This is a genomic window from Terribacillus sp. 7520-G, assembly GCF_002271665.1.
In the GTDB taxonomy this organism is placed as follows: domain Bacteria; phylum Bacillota; class Bacilli; order Bacillales; family Amphibacillaceae; genus Terribacillus.
Map to the genome: position 1 here is coordinate 43587 of NZ_NQFP01000026.1, position 18559 is coordinate 62145.

General features: G+C 44.3%; 21 protein-coding genes. All 21 read right to left on the reverse strand.

The annotated features are described in order from the left end of the window. Positions 1–54 precede the first annotated feature (54 nt). The 21 genes from CHH53_RS10275 to CHH53_RS10380 all read right to left on the reverse strand — a co-directional run bounded on the left by CHH53_RS10275 (position 55) and on the right by CHH53_RS10380 (position 18538). The gene (locus CHH53_RS10275; RefSeq protein ID WP_233135027.1) at positions 55–477 is read right to left on the reverse strand and encodes a GNAT family N-acetyltransferase; all 423 of its coding nucleotides are present in this window, start codon (positions 475–477) and stop codon (positions 55–57) included. Between the two features lie 94 nt (positions 478–571). Beyond that, positions 572–1228, reverse strand: a complete 657-nt coding sequence (locus CHH53_RS10280; protein WP_095216043.1) for a LysM peptidoglycan-binding domain-containing protein — start codon at positions 1226–1228, stop codon at positions 572–574. Then, complete coding sequence (locus CHH53_RS10285) at positions 1221–5696, reverse strand: transglycosylase SLT domain-containing protein (protein WP_095216044.1); 4476 nt, start codon at positions 5694–5696, stop codon at positions 1221–1223. The genes CHH53_RS10280 and CHH53_RS10285 overlap by 8 nt, the downstream gene beginning before the upstream one ends. A 16-nt stretch (positions 5697–5712) precedes the next feature. Continuing rightward, positions 5713–5856: a hypothetical protein gene (locus CHH53_RS17665; protein ID WP_095216045.1), complete on the reverse strand. Its 144-nt coding sequence runs from the start codon at positions 5854–5856 to the stop codon at positions 5713–5715. Positions 5857–5894: 38 nt separating this feature from the next. Further along, positions 5895–6344, reverse strand: coding sequence for a phage tail assembly chaperone (locus CHH53_RS10295; RefSeq protein WP_095216046.1), 450 nt, complete (start codon positions 6342–6344; stop codon positions 5895–5897). Between the two features lie 40 nt (positions 6345–6384). Continuing rightward, positions 6385–6831, reverse strand: a complete 447-nt coding sequence (locus tag CHH53_RS10300) for a phage tail tube protein (RefSeq protein ID WP_095216047.1) — start codon at positions 6829–6831, stop codon at positions 6385–6387. Between the two features lies 1 nt (position 6832). Next, a complete protein-coding gene (locus CHH53_RS10305) occupies positions 6833–8179 on the reverse strand; it encodes a phage tail sheath family protein (protein ID WP_095216048.1) in 1347 nt (448 codons plus the stop codon). Between the two features lies 1 nt (position 8180). Beyond that, positions 8181–8420 (reverse strand): YqzN/YkzM domain-containing protein, encoded by a 240-nt coding sequence (locus CHH53_RS17900; protein WP_143594488.1) that lies wholly within the window; start codon positions 8418–8420, stop codon positions 8181–8183. Then, the gene (locus CHH53_RS10315) at positions 8417–8860 is read right to left on the reverse strand and encodes a phage tail terminator family protein (RefSeq protein ID WP_095216049.1); all 444 of its coding nucleotides are present in this window, start codon (positions 8858–8860) and stop codon (positions 8417–8419) included. The genes CHH53_RS17900 and CHH53_RS10315 overlap by 4 nt, the downstream gene beginning before the upstream one ends. 6 nt (positions 8861–8866) lie before the next feature. Next, positions 8867–9373 carry an HK97 gp10 family phage protein gene (locus CHH53_RS10320; protein WP_095216050.1) on the reverse strand — a complete coding sequence of 169 codons (507 nt, stop codon included), beginning with the start codon at positions 9371–9373 and terminating at the stop codon, positions 8867–8869. Then, positions 9370–9732, reverse strand: a complete 363-nt coding sequence (locus CHH53_RS10325) for a DUF3599 family protein (RefSeq protein ID WP_095216051.1) — start codon at positions 9730–9732, stop codon at positions 9370–9372. Before CHH53_RS10325 ends, CHH53_RS10320 begins: the two co-directional genes overlap by 4 nt. Beyond that, positions 9729–10109 carry a protein YqbG gene (gene yqbG, locus CHH53_RS10330; protein WP_095216052.1) on the reverse strand — a complete coding sequence of 127 codons (381 nt, stop codon included), beginning with the start codon at positions 10107–10109 and terminating at the stop codon, positions 9729–9731. Before yqbG ends, CHH53_RS10325 begins: the two co-directional genes overlap by 4 nt. A gap of 1 nt (position 10110) precedes the next feature. Further along, a complete protein-coding gene (locus CHH53_RS10335) occupies positions 10111–10491 on the reverse strand; it encodes a YqbF domain-containing protein (RefSeq protein WP_095216053.1) in 381 nt (126 codons plus the stop codon). 5 nt (positions 10492–10496) lie between these two features. Beyond that, entirely contained in the window at positions 10497–11432 is a 936-nt protein-coding gene (locus CHH53_RS10340) for a phage major capsid protein (RefSeq protein WP_095216054.1), read from the reverse strand. 15 nt (positions 11433–11447) lie between these two features. Next, a complete protein-coding gene (locus CHH53_RS10345) occupies positions 11448–12560 on the reverse strand; it encodes an XkdF-like putative serine protease domain-containing protein (RefSeq protein ID WP_095216055.1) in 1113 nt (370 codons plus the stop codon). Between the two features lie 56 nt (positions 12561–12616). Beyond that, a complete protein-coding gene (locus CHH53_RS10350) occupies positions 12617–13246 on the reverse strand; it encodes a hypothetical protein (protein WP_095216056.1) in 630 nt (209 codons plus the stop codon). A 355-nt stretch (positions 13247–13601) separates the two neighbouring features. Continuing rightward, positions 13602–14513, reverse strand: coding sequence for a phage minor head protein (locus tag CHH53_RS10360; RefSeq protein ID WP_095216058.1), 912 nt, complete (start codon positions 14511–14513; stop codon positions 13602–13604). After that, a complete protein-coding gene (locus CHH53_RS10365; protein ID WP_095216059.1) occupies positions 14506–16062 on the reverse strand; it encodes a phage portal protein in 1557 nt (518 codons plus the stop codon). The genes CHH53_RS10360 and CHH53_RS10365 overlap by 8 nt, the downstream gene beginning before the upstream one ends. A gap of 6 nt (positions 16063–16068) precedes the next feature. Further along, positions 16069–17379, reverse strand: a complete 1311-nt coding sequence (locus CHH53_RS10370) for a PBSX family phage terminase large subunit (protein WP_095216060.1) — start codon at positions 17377–17379, stop codon at positions 16069–16071. Then, the gene (terS, locus tag CHH53_RS10375; RefSeq protein WP_095216061.1) at positions 17379–18245 is read right to left on the reverse strand and encodes a phage terminase small subunit; all 867 of its coding nucleotides are present in this window, start codon (positions 18243–18245) and stop codon (positions 17379–17381) included. The genes CHH53_RS10370 and terS overlap by 1 nt, the downstream gene beginning before the upstream one ends. A 47-nt stretch (positions 18246–18292) precedes the next feature. Next, on the reverse strand, positions 18293–18538 hold the full coding sequence (locus tag CHH53_RS10380; RefSeq protein ID WP_095216062.1) for a hypothetical protein: 246 nt from the start codon (positions 18536–18538) through the stop codon (positions 18293–18295). Positions 18539–18559 lie beyond the last annotated feature (21 nt).

The following is an 18559-nucleotide window of genomic DNA, read 5'->3' on the forward strand; positions in this document are numbered from 1 at the left end:
TCCATCCCCCCTTTCGTTTAGGGATTTGTTCTTAATTGAAATTGGAAATGTTCATTATTTAAAAGACTTTACGAATAACTGTTGGCTATTAGTATTTTTATAGCCAATTCTTTTATAGAAATCATGAGCTATTAATCTCTGTCCGCCAGACCGTAATCTGATTTCTTTATAGCCATTTTCTTTAGCCCATTCCTCTGACTTCCTCATTAATTTAGATCCTATTCCGCCCTGCCTATAATTTTGGTCTACAATAAGTCCACCAATCTCAGCATACTCTAGCTCTATTAATAGCTTTCCAAAAACGTGAACCCAGCCCAGGAGACAACCATCACCCTCATATACAAATACTTGATTGTCTTTTTCATTAAGCAATCGACGAATCCTATTTTCTATTATTTCTTGTTTAGATGGATAACCCAATTGTAAAGTTAGTCTAGTTACTTCTTTGTAATCATTTTCAGTCAATGTTCTTATCAACAGTGTCACCCCTCGAGCAGAATAATTTATACAATTCAAATTTATCATACTGAAGAAAGAACTTATGAATAACATTGAGTGTTAGCTAGGATATTCAAGGAATTTTAAGTGTTTGTCCAGGGAATATCCAGTGCCCCGGCTGCCTTATATTTCGCTTGTCGCGCTTGATCATCATCGTTTTATTCGCTTCCCAAATCTTTCGCCATTGCGTGCTGTCGCTGTAATATTTGCCAGCAAGCGCCCAAAGCGTATCTCCGCGCTTTACCTTGTGACTTTTGGGGGCAGATTTAGAAGGACGCGTCTGTTGAGTTTTCTTTTTCTGCTTAATCTTCCGCGGAGAAGCCATTTTGTACTCCTTCAGGGTGATATCAAAATCATGATCCCCGATGTCCTTTTGCCCTTCACTATGATCAAAAGCATCAATGCTGCACTTAAAATTGATCTTAGTACCTGTTACAAGGAACTGTACCGTTTTTTCGCTATCTAGCCACTTTTCAATAGTTTTAATAGCATTTTCCGGGGCAGGAAAACCGCTATACTCTGCAAGCGGCGAATAGTCTTTCGGAAAAAAAGACGAGAACGAAAATGTTTTCGCTCCCGCCTTATCCAAGAATGTCAGCTCGCCGAACTTACTCACTCGAACCGTTTCATTTTGTGTACTGTTTTTTATATCAAGGGTTTCCGGAAGAATCGGAAACCGCAATTTCTCTTTGTCTTGTGACAGCCAGAATTCGTATACCGATTTACTCATCCGGTACTCCCTCCGATCCTGTTCGAATTTCTTCTTCGAGCTCGTCCACAATGGCTTTCTTGACCGCATCAGCCACGGCCTGAACATCTGTATCGTTCTGATAGATATTGTCTCCAGTAAAGCTTACATGAACAACAGTTCCTTGTTTCTCCACATAGACAGTCTTATTGGCACCACCAATGGCTGCAGCTGATTGTCCGGGATCAATCTGTGTTTCACCCTCGTCATACAGCTGATATCCCATGGACTGTGCCGCTTGATTCAACAAGTAGTGACCGCGGATTCCGCGTTCTTCTGGAATGATCCATTCGCGCTTTCCACCTTCACCGATACGAGCTATCTGCTCATTAGTGATTAAACCGCCATTTGCATAACCGCGGTACCCGCCACCTCTTGCCATGTTTCGCATACCAGGTGTATTGAACACGGTACCGTATCGTGCCTTGATGTAGTTGATGGAAGCAACTGCGTTGTGAACAGGGTTCCAGATGTCGTTCATTCCTTTGCCCTTATAGGCCTGGAATGTTGGATCGATCGTCTGCATTAACCCTTTGGAAGGTGTGCCGCGCTTGGCGTTAATATCCCAGTTGTTTATTGCCCGCGGATTACCACCAGACTCTCGCTGTGCCATCATAGATAGTGGACCAAGCCAGCTCATTGGCGTGTTCGTTGCCATCAGAGCTGCAGCTAGCCAAGCAGAGATATCGCCGCCCACTCCGTTCATATTGGAGAAGGCTGCTGCTAGAGAGCTTGCTTTGCTTTTCGCAAAGTTCTCAATGTCTACATCATCCAGACCCTTGATGATACCGATAGCTGCAAACTGACCATTTGCTCGCATACGGCGGGATGGTGAGTGGATATCTAACTCTTCACGGAATGCCTTATCTACACGCTCTGCCAAATCCTTGGCTGCTTGCGTCACATTAGCTCCAGAGTCGTTCATACCTGAAATGAAGTGACCCATTAAACCTGTTCCCCATGAAGGAGCTTCTGCTTGAGCACTCATGAACGGCGTCCGCACATGACGGTTCAAGTATGATCCAGTATTTGTTGCAGTAGCATTTTGCCCTGCTGCGAATCCATTCACAACACCTTTACCGTAGGTAGATGAGTAAGTGACCATTTGTTGCATTGGCGTTTTGACATTCTTTTGTTTCCACGCCTCCATTGACACGACGTTCTTCTGAATGCCAGTATCAAAGCCGCTCGTAAACTCTTGACCTACTGCAATGGACTGCTTTTGCATACCATCTAAATCAACGTACGGCGTGATAGATGGCTGATAAGAATAAGAGGGTGCGGTTGTGATAGGCGTGACAGTACTGCTACCACCTGTCGCTGCTTGTTGCATGTCGTCAACCACGTTCATGCCCAACTTATTCGCTGCTTGAGCAAGTAACATCTTCCCGCGACCTTTATTATTTTGAGTCGGAATAACAAACTCATTACCAGCTTCACCGATCCAGGAGATTGTGGGCTTTGTGATATAGCCGCCGGTAGCGTTTTTATCTACCTTACCGGCATTTCTTCCACGTTCTCGACCTTTTTGAAATTTTTCATTTATACCACCAAAAAGATCCCTAGATCCTTCTTTAATATCTCCCCACGTTCCAGAAGCCCAGTCTTTTACATCTTGCCATTTACCACTCCACCAGCTCGAACTGAATAGTGTTTCGTTGGCAGCATCCAAAACGTTATTCCAGATATCAGTCGTATCATTCCATGTATCTTTAGCCCAATCTTTGGTGTCTCCCCACTTTCCAGACCACCATTCTGAACTGAACAAAGTAGTCGAAATGGTTGTCTTTGCAGTGTCCCAGATATCAGTTGCTGTCTCCCATTTATCTTTAGTCCAAGTTTTTACTGAGTCCCACTTGAGGCCCCACCATTCTGAACTGAACAACGTATTGGATAGAGTGGTTTTTGCTGTTTCCCAAACATCTTGAGCTGTTTCCCATTTATCTTTAGCCCACGACTTAACGCTTTCCCATTTCTCACCCCACCATTCGGAGTTAAAGAGTGTGTCGTTGATAGTTGTAACAATCTTTTGACCAACTAATCCATCCCAAGCATCTTTTGCCCACGTTTTAACAGACTCCCATTTACTTATCCACCATTCACTATTGAACAATGTCTCTTCGAGATATCCCCAAACAAAACCAGCTTGTTCAATCCACCAATCTTCACTGAAAATCGTCTCTGTTGCAGTTTGCTTTATTCCATTCCACCAGTCAGATGTGTCAGATAGTTTATCTTTAGCCCACGACTTAACGCTTTCCCACTTTTCTCCCCACCATTCGCTGCTGAAAATAGTACTTCCTATATTCTCTTTTACACTTGCGAAGGTGTTAGAAATGGAAGAGCCCGCATCGGATGCTTTTTGCTTTATTGATTCAAAGGTCTTCGTTATACCGCCATCTTGAATCCATTGACCGACTTTTTCTCCGCCCATTGATCCAAGTATTCCACCGGCCACACCGCCGATTACTGTTCCGACCCCTGGAACTATACTACCAATTGCAGCACCAGCAGTGGCGCCGGCAGCACCACCAGCAACGTTACCGATTCCACCACCTAACTCATCTTTTGAGGTACCCAAAAGTGATAGCCCGCCGATTGCCGTACCAAGAATAGGCACACGCTTGATGCCGTTCTTCCCCCACCCAAGCGCTTTGGATAAGAATCCCTCGCCTTTCTTAGGCGCTGGTGCATTCGGTGGTGTAGAAGGGCCAGAAGGCGGTCCCTTTTTCCCTTTTCGACCCTTCGTCCAACCATGCGCCTTCTTTCCGATTTTCCAAGCTCCGGAAATCCCTTTCGTAAGCGGACTAAGCACCATAGATGCAATTGATCCTGCTATTAAAGTTCCTATTGCTGCGCTAGCAAAAGAACCTTCACCTGAGAAAGCGTCCTTCCACATGCCGCCTACAATGCCAAGACCGCCTTTCATTCCCTCTACAATACCGGTAAAAAGCGCTTCTCCAATGACGGTACCCATATCAATTGCCCAGGGTTCGCCGGTACTTTGCCACCACGATTCCAATTTCGGCTTAGCGGTGTCATTCCACCACGATTTCACGTCATCCAGAATGAATTTGACCTTACCTTCAAAGTCCAGGTTCCGGAATTCTTCATTCTCAAGATAATTCTCTCGAAGATAATTGAATCCGTCCGCTAAGCCTTGGAAAAGAGGTGTGGATATATCTGTGGCTACAGATACTATGGTTTCTTTCCATTCTTTCCATTTGTCCTGATTGTTGTCGATCCACCCTACGACTGCGTCCAGCTGTGGCATCAATCCATTAAGGATACCGTCTCCCGCTTGTCGGAAAGCAGTTCCGATATAACCTGTAATCGTACTAAGCTTCCCTCGAGCTGTTTGAGAAAGTTTGTCTGCCCCGCCAGAGAATCTATCATTTGCCTGATTGATGAAACCGTCCCAACCCATTTTTTCATAATCATCTGCGGTGACTTTCATGGAGAACTCTTTCATTCGCTCAAATTCGCCCATCTGAGCGTCAGCGAGCGCCTCCATGGCGTCGTTTACCGTTTTGCCAGGTGTAAGGGCAGCCATGTCGCTTGCAACCGTCAGGAGAGACTGCGCTTGCTTCACATCACCATTGGATAATCCAATACCGCGCGTCATAGCCGGGAACAATTCATCCATATTGAATGGCGTACTATCCGCATAACGCCCGAGCCAGTCCATTGTCTCTTTTACTTTCTCTTTGTTACCATCTAACCAATGATTCATCGAAACTGTGTACTGCTCGAAGTCCATCGCTGAACCTACGGTAGCATCAGTTAATTTCCCAGCCCCAATAACACCCAAAGTAATGGTCACCATAGATGGAATTGAGGTAATCATAGATTTAATGCTTCCAAGCGTACGTGTAGCCATATCCACTGCTTTGAACGTGACGGAATACGATTTGGAAGCAAATCTCTGGCTATAGTTTGCTATTCGGCCGACAGTTTTTGTGACCTTATCGATGACAGATATCGTTACCGAATAACCGCGCTGCAGATTATTTCGTACATAAGTTGCAATTTTACGCACAACTGGCGTCGCTTGATCCTTCGCGGTAATGGCGAAAGCATAAGAGTTCATAAGACTATTGTTCATATAACGCTGCAGCTTCTTCATCATAGGAGTCGCTTGATCCACAGCCTTTAAGATGACATCGTGCGTCTTTGGCATTTTTTGTTGCATATATCTATCAATTTTTTTCATCTGCCTGGTAGCCATATCATTGACTTTCACTTGAATACTGTAGGCTTTCTGAAAGTCTCGCAGGATAAAACGCTGCAACTTTAACATACCTTTCGTTACACGGTCCTCAAAACGAACTGTAACAGGACGCTCCCAGCGCTTACGCCGCCGATCCATCTGATCCAATTGACCAGTAATATATTTCAATTTTTTGCTGATACGGTCTTGAAGTTCGAACCTCGCAGTCAGTTTAGCCATCTATTTCCTCCTTTCATTATTTTTTCTTTTTAGCATCAGCCGCTTGTTTCGCAAGTACTTCCAGCTTATGGTCTATAAAACCAAAAAGGAGGCTCCTGAATTTTCGCGGCGCCTCCATCAATTCAAGTAATTCAGAGGGTGACCAATGTAATTCATGCATGGCATAGTAAAAATACGTTGCCTCTCGGTTTCCCTCTCTTATGAGTTTTTTGCTGCTTCTTCAAGATCCTCAAGCGTATCGTCGAAGCCGTTCACTTCCATCGCTTTTGTAATCAAATTTGAGTACTCGCCGGCAACAGATAGAAGTCTTTTTGCCACTTCTACAGGGTCCTCTGTCTTGTAAGCTTCACGCAGTTCTTTGCTGCGGAAGTCTGGATAAACAGTTGTTTCTACAGCGATACGCGCATAGAAGCGTTGTGTATCCAAATCTTTAACGCGTCCTTGGCCTTTCACATTTTTAAATGTAGTGCAGGCCTTCTCCAGTTCATCAATTCGCTCAGTAGGGATGGCTTTGAAGATGAATGGAACGATATTGCCTTCCTTATCCTTGAATCGCTTTGAAATAGGGGCTGTTACTTCCTCCGCCTCTTCAACTGCGCTTGGTAGGAAGAATGATAGATCGTGTACTTTTGTTTTGTTTTCTGACATGTGAATATCTCCTTTATATTTGAATTTGTTTAACTGCTAATTAAAACGTCTCAGATAGTTCTTCTGGAAGATCAATGTTTTCGAATGTGAAAGGCACTTCCTCTTCCAAAGCTTCAGAATCAACATCCAATCCCGCCACCTTCGCAGAATCGAAGTTCACGTCATACAAGTTAACCCGTTCCGTGCCACGGCCAGACGCTTTATCATCCAGCACCGCCTGCAGCGTGAAGTATGGATCATTTCCGTTTTTCACGTAATCAATCATCAGCTTCACGAACTTGGAAGTTACCTTATAGAAAGTAGCAGTTCCGGTACCATTCGCTCCGGTCGTTTTGTGACCGGTCATCCGACGTCCCATTACGTTTACTTCGGACTTATTTTTCTCGATATTTGCTTCAAATGTCTTGATGTAAGCCATTTCCTCACCATCCAGAAATAGGCGACCCTCTTTTCCAGAGATGGTATTTTGCGCTTTAAATTGCCCCATCTTATCTCACCTCCACGTTGAAGAAGAATTTCTCTGCAGCATCCACTGGCTGCGCGGCCATGTTGGTAATGAAACCATCACGATCTTCTGTAAGTTGGATTTGAATATCGGTTTCGGAATCGAAATTCTCAATACCGCCGCCGGCTTGCAACTCTGTCATGTACTCCACATACAAGGAACGGACAAACTGCAGACCGTCCTGGGAAGCCGGGATATCGGATCCCGCCTCTTTACGAGCTTTGATAAGATCCTTCAATTGTGCCGTCAAATCATTGTTGATCGAGTCCAGTACACGAACGATCTTGTTCTTGCTGAACATTTTATTTTTTTCAGTCGTGAAGCTAGTGAGAGAGCTGATATCCTTTTCCACGCTGACTGTTTTATCACGGGGATCAAAACTAAAGATGAATTCACCTTTGTTCAACTTTTCAATGATTTGATCCTCATCCAATCGGTTCAAAACGTCGACAGCACCCGCATACTCCACAAATGTCAACGACTGATTAAATCCGGCTGCAGCACTTGCACCCGCAACCCACGCCGTGGCAAGATGCGGCTCTATTCTTGTTCCATCTTCCAACAGTACGCCTTCTGTTACGTTGATGACTCCCTCGTGATCCGCTCGATAACCAGCAAGTACACCAGTCACCTTAATACCTTGGTTGTCACGGATTCGCTTAATGAAGGCTGTGAACGTTGCTTTGAGCTGCTCATCACCTTCTACCGGAAGGGCGATGCTGTTGAAATATTCCGTTTCAGCTGCAGCTAAGAAGTCCGTATAATCTTGAACATTCGCTTGACCGTTATTTCCGCCAAGTAATGAAGTACCAGCTGTAGGTGTCAGTTCCCCGGTACCCTCGAAGGAAACATAGTTATTGGCTTTCAGCTCTTCTGCTGCAGCGACAGTTTGTCTATCCACCTCATCAGTACCAACAAACGTCAATACATCTCGACGGGAAGTGTCGAGCACGTTCTCAGAGATTCGAATTGAAATATCGTTTCCTTTCTCACCGCCGTACTTCGCTGTTACTGCCAGCGTTTCGCTGAGCTGCGCCCTAGCTTGCTCACCTTGATTCAAGCGATACAACAGGACTGTCTGTGCTTTCTTCTTGGCTTCCCTATAAAGCAGAAGCGTAGGATCATCGATATTTAAACCGATTTTTTTGTTAAGGTCCTCAACAGTAGAGATAGCGAGAAACTGTTTCGCTGGCCCCCAACTGAGCACAACTGGCAGTGCTACTGTCCCAGTCACTCCAGAAGCTAGGCGGTCCTGTGCTAGTGTCTTGAAATTGAAGTAGATACCGGCACGTTGCTTGCTCTCTACAGATGTAAATGTCCCACCATTCATATCACTTTACCTCCTTCATTAGAAACGCCCGAATCAGGCGCTTTGCCTCTGTTTTGGTGATTGTATTGCTCTTGTAATGCAAAAGAGCACCATTGAACACTTCCGGCCGTACACCGAATAATGTCCTACTGTGCTCTTGCAATTCATGGATATAAAATTCTGATTCCGTTGATGCTGGCGGCTCTACCGCTTGTGTTGTTTTGGTGGCAGTTGCCGTCTTTGTTGTTGCTTTTGTAGTCATCCTTTCACCCCACTATTCATTTCTACAAACTCAAGACCGGGTGCCTTTTCTTGTTCATAATGATACCTGCTATTCCAGGAGAGAATTATGAACGCGACACCGGACTCTCCAACCCGAGTTTCTATACGATTGACCCTCAAGTAATCGCCAGTTGGCTGCCCATCTTCGCTCACAATCGGCAGCACACTTCTTTCTCTACGCAATGTATCTGCAATACGCTCAGCTTCTGCATTAGCTATTCGAGAATTATCGTGAAACAGCTTCACATTGAGCGTATATGCCTTTAGAAAGGTCATATTGGTGTCTCCCGCATCTGTAGCTTGAACAGGAGGGAAATACAGCGACGGTTTCTTAAATCCCTGTGGCAGTTCGTCTGTGTACACCTGGTTCGGGAACAGATCATAGAAGTATTTCATGATAGATCCTACTTCCAAGTTCATATATGATCACCTCCCAAAGTTTTTGTCCATCCATTGTTGCAGCTTCTTCTCCAAACTCTTCTCAAACATGAGCTCAAAGATGCGAAGCGCATTATCCCAATAGTTGGTTCCATCAATCCATTTCAAGATCAGCAACATGCCAGTATCGGCTCCAGGATCATAAACAAACCGGTCACCTTTCCAATAGCCCGGTACCCAACGGCTATCTTTCCCTTTTGCTGGATCAACAGTGAAATGACCGTCATTGGCATAACTTGCGTAATCCAGATTTGTCCCGACATCCAAGGTCATTCCATTATCTGAAATCTGCCAGGCATTCTCTCTATCTCCTTTATTAAAGGAATTGAGCAAACGGCGGGTATCGACTGTGTTAGTCCGTATGATTTCATCCTGGATAATATCCAAGAACTCATACCCCATGCCCTCCAGCCATAGCTCCATATCTGCCTTCAATACGCCGCTAGACATATCATCCATGGCTTTTCGGAAGGCATCTAGTCCATCAATTTTCAAAGTGCTTCCTCCTCTCTTACAGCTGCCACCTCAATGTGGTGATTACGAATCCGCCGTGGTTTTTGCAGGCGGAATGCATCCTCTTCGAATATAACCCGATCATTCGTCCTAACATCTGTATCCGGAAGGAAAAACACTTTGTAAGTTTGAATCAATTGCCGCTGCGGTTCTCCTTGTGCAATGCTCTGACTCTTCTCAACAAAATAAGCTGGAACTTTTGATAAGTCCGGCTCATCTGGGTAATCGTACTGTTGTTGCATATTCTCCACAGAAACGCCAAATGTAGGCTTGGTAGAGCTATCCTCTGCTTTCAGATGGTAAATGTCACACACGTCTGTCAGCATGTTTAGAAAGCTCATATGCCTCTCATCCTCAATCTGGTTTTTTGAGTGACTGTCACCACTGGCAGCAGATCGGCCAACAGATTGGAGATATCCGGTTTCCGGATGCTCTCCCCTGAAGCCAAGGTATAGGAGTAGTCTCCAAGTTTCTCAGATTGATAGCCTTTTACGATGGATTCATCACTATTTATCAGAGCGTAGAACTGAGCCAGCTTCTGGATAGCAAGTTTTATCTCTGGTAAAGCGCCATCTGATTCTGTCAGCGGTCTTCCCAACTGCTTTTTGATATCCAACTCGGCCTCCAAGATATCTTTTTCAATCAGATTATCATCCCGATTCATGACAACCGGAAAAGCACCGGAATAAGCTTTGACCTCGTCAGGAGTAACAAACATATTACAAACCAGCTTCTGTCTGCAGTTTAAGAATCAGCGCGACACGTTCTTCGTTATTCCTAACAGAAGCAACGTCTCCATCAAATCCAACAATAATAGATTCCAGCTCATCCTTTTGCATCTTCTTGAGCTCATCCTCTGTCAGTGCTTCTGCGTAAGGAGGCTCATTCTTTCCCTTGCCCTTGCCTTCTCCCTGATCTTCTTCAGTAGTCTTCTGTTCCTTCAGCTTCTCGCTTAAAACATTTGCTTTTACTTCGAAGTGCTTATTGTCTTGCAAGTAATCATAAATCTCCTTTGATACAGGAGTCTCTTCATCCTTCCGCAGCACCTTACCATGCACATCATATGTCTGTCCCTTAATAAGCTTTGCTGTGAATTCCATAACTATTACTCTCCCAACTTAATAATTTTGGAGACAGCATCTTCTTCTTCAAACACACTGTCCAGCTTAGCCGTAAGCACGATGATAAATTTACGCTCACGAATGTCCTTATCAACTTCGATACGGATGTTACGAGAGAATCCAAGGATAAGGTTTTTCGGATGAGCCAGTAGGATATCAGATACATCACTTTGCGCCTCGCCGATTGTTGTTGTATATGGCTGCATATTCGCAACGCCGCGGACTGGAATACCGAATGCAGAAGCAAGGCCGCCCTGTACTGCAGCATCACCTAGATTCGTTTGGCGATCGGCAACTTTATCTTTCCAATCTACTTCGGTACCAGGAGATGTATAGAAACGAAACTCTTGCGGCACTCGAAGATATTTCGATGGCATTGCTTTGTATGCCCGTTTGAACACTTGACGAGAGATTGGCTCGCCAGCGGCATCGACAATATGAGATACAGCCTGCTTTCGGAAACCGTTCAGCTGCGCAAGATACGGATCATCGGAATCTGTGTCTCCATTCAACATAAGCTCTTCAATATCCACTGCTGCACGCTCTGCCAGCAATGTCATGATTGTGTTCTTCAAGTTATCGCCTTCGATGTTGTTCTCCAACGTATCGTAAGTGATGTTTACTTCTGCGATGACTTCCTTAGCATTAAGTGAAACAGTCCCGGTCGTAGGCGCAACTCTTTGCTCTTTCGTCAGTGCCACGCCCTCGGTACCCGCCCGGAGAATACGTTGACCAAAGCCGATTTTTTCGATTTTCTGAGCATCACTATCCATAGGTACCACACGCGCATCTTTAAGAATGGTTGGTGTATTTTGGACCATGCGGATAAATTGCGATGACTGTTTCGGATTCATTAGCCCGCCAGTTTTTAGTGTGGCGAGCGTCATTTCTGCCTTGTTGATGATTTCTTCGTTTCTCAATGTATTAACCCCCTATTAAAGTAAGCCGTCCCAAACAGATGCGGATTTTTGTACATCCGTATCATTTGGATCGTCATCTGATTGTTGTGTAATCCCCCGTGCTTGCTCGACCTTCTCGATGCGGTCAGTAAGCGGAGCTAATTTTTCATCAAGAATCTCTCCAAATTGTTTTGCAAGATCCTCTTCCTTACCTGTACCTTCACTACTAGCTACCGGATTTTCTTCTTTCTCCAAATCATCCAATCGCTTCTGAATCGGAGCGAATTTGTCATCAAACATCTTCTCCAAATCTTCTTTCTTCACGTCTGTGTCCTCCTCTTTTGATAGTGGCTTTTCTGGCTTGCTTTCCATGGCCTTTTGGATATCGCCGGCTGTTTGAATCTCCGCTATGATCTCCAAGAACTCCTGTGCAGCTTCTTTAAGCCTCTCGAAGTCGGTTACTTCCGGTGTGCGGTTATCCCAAAGAGCGTTATGGTATGCTGCGTCTAAACCATCCCATGCTGCCCAAAGATTACGACGGCTTTGGTTTGCCTCATAGTTGTCCCGCACTTCACCTTTTTGAACTTTCTCTTTTGATGAGAAGAAGCTTTTGATCATATTAAAAAATCCAGCCATCTCGCTCTCATCAGGAGCAGATACTGGATCAGCAGCTCGCTTTTCAATTATCTCGGCCTTACCCGCCATTGAATAACCGGTATATTCACCTTTCTTTATGGATTGCCAAATCTCATCTGTAGCTTTAGTGACCAGTACCCATGACCCCTTTGCGATGTCGTGACCGCCAATCTCCATGTCACATGGAGCAATGTACGATTCGACAACCTCACCGACACCTGCCTGAAAATCATGCTGCGTATCAATATTGCGGGCATCCTTCATAAATCCATGAGCAGCTTTTTCGATTTCTGGTGCAGTCATAAAATCACCATGCGAGTCTTCTACATCCGGCTCATATACAACGCCGTACACCAGCTGTTGTTCCTCTTCGTCTTTATTGACGAATACTTGAACATGCTTCTGGAAATCAGGTTTATCATCAGACTTAGTAAAGAAGAATGTCTTTTGATTGGCGCCCTTGTCCACGTAACTTACGTGAGTAATAGAAGCGTTTTTTAATTCACGTGCCATCTATTGTTCACCTCCTTTCAAGCAAAACGAGCCGCTCAAGAAGAACGGCTCGTTTTTTATTTCAATGCTCTAGCAATTGTTGAATTCTTACCAATTTGTTTCTTTCTTGCTTTATCAGAATAAAAAATTACAAGGATTTTACCATATTTATATTTCTTATCTGTTGCATACCAGTATTGCTGCTTAGTGTATGTTACTTTTTTAGCTTTTAGGCGATTAACTACTGGTCTACCTAGTGTATTTAGTAAAATGTTACCTGCTGGGCCAGCCGCGAAATAAACCGCAGTGTTAAATGCACCATCCATGACAAGATTTTTTAGAGCATTTAAGTTCTTTGTACTACCTAAATACTCTTTTTGTTTTCTCCAATTGAGGCCACCGCCGCCCTCTATAATTTGAACACTTCTAGTTTGGAACCCACCACTATCCTTAATCACGGGTCCTACAGGTTGTGTATCTAATTCAACAAACTCAGAAATATCTGGATTTTCTTCGGAGCCTGAGTATATAATTTCTATGTCTTCATCTGCTAAAAAATTACCGGGCTCTTCAACTGTAGAAACATCAGAGTTAACATCTACCTTTTCAGAAGAATCGTTACTCGCGGCAGAACTTTTTGTTGCAAAAAACGGAGATAAAGATGAAAATACTAATACAGCAGCAACCAATACCATAAATTTCTTCATTCGTTACTTCCTCCTTAATTTAATTACATTTTCTAGTATATGGATAAGGAGAAAGAACTGCAAGAGTTTTTTGAAAATTATTACATTGGAGGTGATATTATGAAGAGAGGTATGAACTTCCCACTCTTTCTTACTCTATTTCTCATCACTAAATTGGTAGAATACACTTTTTTTGATAATTCTATGTTCCTTCTAAGCTATCTAGTAGTTGTTATTTATGGTATTTCTTTTGTAATAGCGTACTGGAATGAGAAAAGAAAAAGCAGTTATTTAATCATTGTTCTACTAGTATCGGGTATTTTAATACAATACATCCCCTAATCTTAAAAAGGACTCTCCACTGGGGAGTCCTTTTCTAATTTAATAATGCTAGTCTCGCTTTCTTTAAAGTTAACTTTTCTTCTTTCGACAGGCCAAGTATGCTTTCATCTACTACCGGTCCTAATGTACAATGACAATGCACTCGCTCACTTGCCGACAACGAAGGATCTCGAGGATAAGCACATGGCTCTAAGGAACCAGGAATAGTGAACAAATCGTCCACTCCCACGACGGTTCCATCCAGTGCTACATGATTCTCTCTCGGGTTATTCTTCTTACCGCCGCTGTGTTTCCACTTCTTGCCCGTTACTGCAGGTGATTGTGCGTACGACTCATGTTGGGCATGACTGCATGCCGTCAACACTTCTGTGATAGCTGTGGTCCTTGCACGGTTCCTGTTGAATGCCGGCAGTTCCTTCATCGCCATCTCTACATCCGCGATAGACTGCCCTTCATCTATAGCAGTTGTCAACAGGTTTTCCACAGCGGTATGCGTTGTCAGTTGCATGATTCTCGCCAACTCTCTGGACCATTCCTCAATCCACGTCAAAGCCCGACTCGACAGCACTTCAAACGCCACATCGCGGTCAATTGATTCCATCATTTTTTCCACGAGTTTCTCAATCGTCGTCTGTAGGAACTCTGCTGCCGCTTCACCAAATCGCTCTTTAAATTCATCCACCGCAAAAAGATTCTGTTGGATAAATACCAGGTAAGCAGCCAACGTTTCTGAATCATCCTTTGCAACAAAATCCTTCAATGCATCCAGATAAAAATTCCGTTGCCGACGCAATAACTTCGCAATGGTCTTTTCAAAGTGCTCAACAAACTCCGGCACATCCTCCAATCCTGGGAACTCTGGAACAGTATCAGCGAGATCATCCTGTCCGGCTTTCTGCACGTATTCATCGATAGATTTTATAAGAGAGACTATTTTCTCAGCCATGATCTTGCAACTCCTCAAGCACGTCCCTGACATCTTTCAACACGTTTATGATCTCCGTATTGGCTTGTCCTCCCTGCGACTTGAGCAAAGGAACTGCAGCATTCGTTCCAGTCAGTTCCCTTAATAAAACCTGCACCGGCACATTATATTGCTCCGGCAGCATTTCCAACTCACGCCCGAGCAATTTACCAAGCAAATCACGTAAATCATTCGGTGCCGCAGCTCCCGCACTTACAAATGGCGCCAATGCTTTAGCCGTTTCGGTAACATCTCCAAAGTTCGGCCCTTTCAAAGTGAGTTCAACATTGTATATCTCAAGATCGCGCAAGAAACGAGTATTTAGGACACCTGTGATAAGTTTTCGCTCTGGCTGGAACACTTGCTCTTCGGTAATTTGCCGGGCGGTCTCAGATGTTGATTTGTTATAGTCTTGCGATTCACCAGTGTAAAGCGGCGGCAGGCGAAACGCCGAACGGAGTTTATTGCGACTCTCCTTATCGTATTCAAGGAAAAGAGCGTCCTGCTGTAGGATTTCTGCTAAAGACTTGATCTGTACCTTGACTGGTGTCATCGATGTCTGTGTTTGCCCAACATCGTTCTCGTTCTCCACCTCAATACCTTCCGCTTCAAGCAAAAGGAACTTATGTGCATTGTCAGATCCCTCAATGCCATTCATGTATTCCTGCAACTGCGCTTCGGAATCCTCAGACAGCATCCCATTCTCAACGACAATAGCCGCCGGCACATGCCTACCCTGCTTGAAATACAGATAGTTCAGCTCCTGCGCCTTGCGAGTGCCATAAATATTAACAATATGCCCAATCCAACGTGGCACTCCGTATACTCCAGATCCAATCTTGAAATGAATTATTTCTGTTGCGCGCTTATCTTCCGGAGTGCTGTCATCATATTCGCCGGTTAGACAATTCATGATGCGTGGATCCCCGTACTCTTTGAAGTATATTTTCTTGCCATTAATCATCTGCACATAACGGCGGAATGAGCGCCAACGTCGGATAATTGTGACCTCGCCATCTCGCTGCATTGGATAAGGTACAAGTACTGGCTTCGTTTTCTTGCATACCCTCATGTACTGGCCGTCTGCATATTCAATGCCTGCCGGCTTGTTAGTGCCATTCCGCAGCACTTCTAAATAACCATTTCCCATCTCTTCTCTGTCATCTAGAGCGTAACCAATTATTGTTTCTGCTTCCTCATCGTAGTGAAGATAACGCAAGAAGTCAGTAACCTGGGTCCATTCTGAATCAGCTTTCTTTTTCCTCTCGGCGGGAGTGTCTTGGGCATTGTAATCAAACAGATACCTTGGTTCGAATCCAAATCCTAAAATATTGACCTTATAGGCCTCAATACACTGCCTCAGGATGGTTGAATATTCACTAATTCCCTTCAGCTCTTTCAAATTGTAGGGCGGCTGCAGGATTTCTCCTTCTTCATAGATGTCCCCGAACGGATCATCATACAACTGCTTGGTTGTCTGGGAAGGAGCTTCCGCTTTTATGACCCTGGCTTTCATTGTCTGTTGTGCCATGATTGCTTACCTCCTCTCCCGTCTAGGACGTTTTCTCGCCTTCTCTTTGGCCTGTTCCTTGAGATCAGCTACTTCATAATCATCAAGTCCATACCAAATGGCCGATAATGTATGCGGATCGATTTTGAATTCGTCCTCAATGATCTTGCCTTGCTTGTCTACAGCATAAGTCAGGTCCTTCAGCTCGAATATAGTGTTCTTACATCTATCAGAGCAGATGATTTTTCTGAATCGCTTTACCTTTTTGGTGTACTGCAAGCGAGAGCCTTTAAATTTAAGCGCCCCGACCATATCGAAACCTTGATTTCTAAAGTAGCGAATGGTTTTAGGCTCCGCGGAGTCAGCTTTAATTCGCTCTTGTGTTTCAACAAATTCACGCAAGTCCTCAGCTGTTTCATCGTCTGTCTTATCGCGGTCGTAATATTCCCAGTAGATGTATAAATACAGCTTCTTAGGATCAATCGCCATTCGTAGAACAGCGTTGTAAGAGTCGACAAATCCAAAATCCATGCCGACTTTCTTGACTGGATTATCAATATCCAAGATTGAGCGCATGACCTTATGATGGTCCTGCACTTCAAATTGTGGCAATACACGCTTGCCGTTAACGCCAAAATGACCTAACCGCGCTATACGGTATAGGTCTGGATCATATTCCTTCATTTCCTCCAGTTGCTTTATGTAACTTTTGGGGAGGAATAGATTGTCATCCGCAGTAGAGTAGTGATAATACGTATCACCCACAACGACTGTTTTCTTTTCATAAAGTTCCTGGTCATCCAATACAAAGCGCTTATTCAGTTCATCTTTGAAGAAGTGCCGGTAAGTCCAGTTGTCCTGACCGACAGGGTTTGTTGTCAGAATCATATGCAGCTTCAAGGATGGATGTCGTAAACGACCTGTAAGCTCTTTGAACCCAGCATATTTAACCTCTGATGCTTCTTCTATCCAGATTAATGACACATTGTTAATAGACTTTAATTTCTCCGGCTTGTCCATACCCTTGAAAATGATCTTGCTTCCGTTAGGAAAACGGATTTGCATAGGAGAACTGATGAATTTAATGTAATCGGCCAGCCCCATCTCTTCGACAATATCTTGAAGCAAAGAAAAGGTCGAATCACGATGTGTGTCATATACCTCTCGGACAATCAGCATTTTCCGTTTCTCTTCCAGCAGCTTCTTGATGACTTTCAGTCCGGTGTTATAGCTTTTACTGCTACCGTATCCACCAACAAGGAACTGGTACGTTTGGTCCCAATCAAACAGATAATCTTCAAACCGAGGATTGATTTCTTTCACAGCGGTAGTCGTCATCACTCATCACCTACTCGCTTCTCCTTGCGGCTGAATACAATCTCTATTGGCTCAACCTTGTCGGCCGTTTTATTGGCTTTCGATCTATCCAGTTCCAACCGCTCGAGATCCATATACCTGCGGTGCTGATACAATGTCTCAATCTCATGCTTGGTCTTGATGGCTTTTTGTTTAGCTGATTGCACCCGCGTCAATGCCTCTTCTAGCTTGAGCAGGTCATCTATGCGCCGATATGATTGCTCCTCTTCCTGGGTAACAACCATCTGCGGTGCTTTCATCACGACAGTTTTCTTATCGCCTGTCTTTTCATCATGTACAACTACTGGTTCTTTCGTGAGAATACGTTCTTTCAAGATGCGTTTCTCTACTTCCGAAAGGCCAGCAGTTACATCAGCTATCCGCTGCAGCATGCGTCGCTCACGAATAGAAAGTAATCGGATCTCTTCATCGACCTGATTAAGAGGCGTAGTATCAACCACGCCAAAAAGCGCTTGTTCATCTTCTGTCAGCACGTCTCCATAAATGGATTCATACTCACCTGTGACAAGCGCGTTCTTATTTCCTACAGGGGCGGCACCGCCTTTATTCCCTTTGGCATTTTTATTGCCTGGCGGAGCTTTACCCCCTTTATTTCCCCTTGCATTCTTGCTCCCTTTTGGAGCGCCTCGTTTAGTAACGTTACCTTTCGATTCAATAGTAACGTTACCTTTCAACTGATCTTCCCAGCGGTCTTGATTCTTCCACTTTCTGATCTGTGAATCACCGACATCCAGTTCGGCAGCAATCTCTTTCAAAGCCTTGGTTCCATTGCTTTCTTTCCATAAGCGGAAGGCTTCATCCCGCTTCGGATTACGAGGTCTAGCCATCTACATCATCACCCACCCCCATCAATTGAATTAAGTTTGAGTTTGTTTCAGAAGTCATCGTCTTTTTGCAGCTGCAGGTCTAACTCAATAAGCTTCTTCAGATCGTCCACTGTATTTATTTTGATGTGGCCTCCTTGGAAGTCTTTCACCCAACGAGAGATTCCCGCGTTGACGATTTTTCGATAATTTTCTTTTGATTGCTCAATGTTCTCCACCTGCTCGACCTCATGCTGCAGGAGCAACTCATCCGCATCTTCCACCTCTATATACGAACGTTTGTTTGTATTTTCCATTGTAAAAACACCCAGCCTCCC

Bases quoted from the DNA above. Each gene is read 5' to 3' on its own strand.
- CHH53_RS17665 (WP_095216045.1), bottom strand. From the start codon at position 5,856: ATGCATGAATTACATTGGTCACCCTCTGAATTACTTGAATTGATGGAG.
- CHH53_RS10315 (WP_095216049.1), bottom strand. From the start codon at position 8,860: ATGAACTTGGAAGTAGGATCTATCATGAAATACTTCTATGATCTGTTC.
- terS (WP_095216061.1), bottom strand. From the start codon at position 18,245: ATGGCTAGACCTCGTAATCCGAAGCGGGATGAAGCCTTCCGCTTATGG.
- CHH53_RS10350 (WP_095216056.1), bottom strand. From the start codon at position 13,246: ATGAAGAAATTTATGGTATTGGTTGCTGCTGTATTAGTATTTTCATCT.
- CHH53_RS10335 (WP_095216053.1), bottom strand. From the start codon at position 10,491: ATGGAATTCACAGCAAAGCTTATTAAGGGACAGACATATGATGTGCAT.
- yqbG (WP_095216052.1), bottom strand. From the start codon at position 10,109: ATGTTTGTTACTCCTGACGAGGTCAAAGCTTATTCCGGTGCTTTTCCG.
- CHH53_RS17900 (WP_143594488.1), bottom strand. From the start codon at position 8,420: ATGACTACAAAAGCAACAACAAAGACGGCAACTGCCACCAAAACAACA.
- CHH53_RS10380 (WP_095216062.1), bottom strand. From the start codon at position 18,538: ATGGAAAATACAAACAAACGTTCGTATATAGAGGTGGAAGATGCGGAT.
- CHH53_RS10360 (WP_095216058.1), bottom strand. From the start codon at position 14,513: ATGGCTGAGAAAATAGTCTCTCTTATAAAATCTATCGATGAATACGTG.
- CHH53_RS10280 (WP_095216043.1), bottom strand. From the start codon at position 1,228: ATGAGTAAATCGGTATACGAATTCTGGCTGTCACAAGACAAAGAGAAA.
- CHH53_RS10285 (WP_095216044.1), bottom strand. From the start codon at position 5,696: ATGGCTAAACTGACTGCGAGGTTCGAACTTCAAGACCGTATCAGCAAA.
- CHH53_RS10345 (WP_095216055.1), bottom strand. From the start codon at position 12,560: ATGGCACGTGAATTAAAAAACGCTTCTATTACTCACGTAAGTTACGTG.
- CHH53_RS10365 (WP_095216059.1), bottom strand. From the start codon at position 16,062: ATGGCACAACAGACAATGAAAGCCAGGGTCATAAAAGCGGAAGCTCCT.
- CHH53_RS10295 (WP_095216046.1), bottom strand. From the start codon at position 6,344: ATGTCAGAAAACAAAACAAAAGTACACGATCTATCATTCTTCCTACCA.
- CHH53_RS10370 (WP_095216060.1), bottom strand. From the start codon at position 17,379: ATGACGACTACCGCTGTGAAAGAAATCAATCCTCGGTTTGAAGATTAT.
- CHH53_RS10325 (WP_095216051.1), bottom strand. From the start codon at position 9,732: ATGAGCTTTCTAAACATGCTGACAGACGTGTGTGACATTTACCATCTG.
- CHH53_RS10300 (WP_095216047.1), bottom strand. From the start codon at position 6,831: ATGGGGCAATTTAAAGCGCAAAATACCATCTCTGGAAAAGAGGGTCGC.
- CHH53_RS10305 (WP_095216048.1), bottom strand. From the start codon at position 8,179: ATGAATGGTGGGACATTTACATCTGTAGAGAGCAAGCAACGTGCCGGT.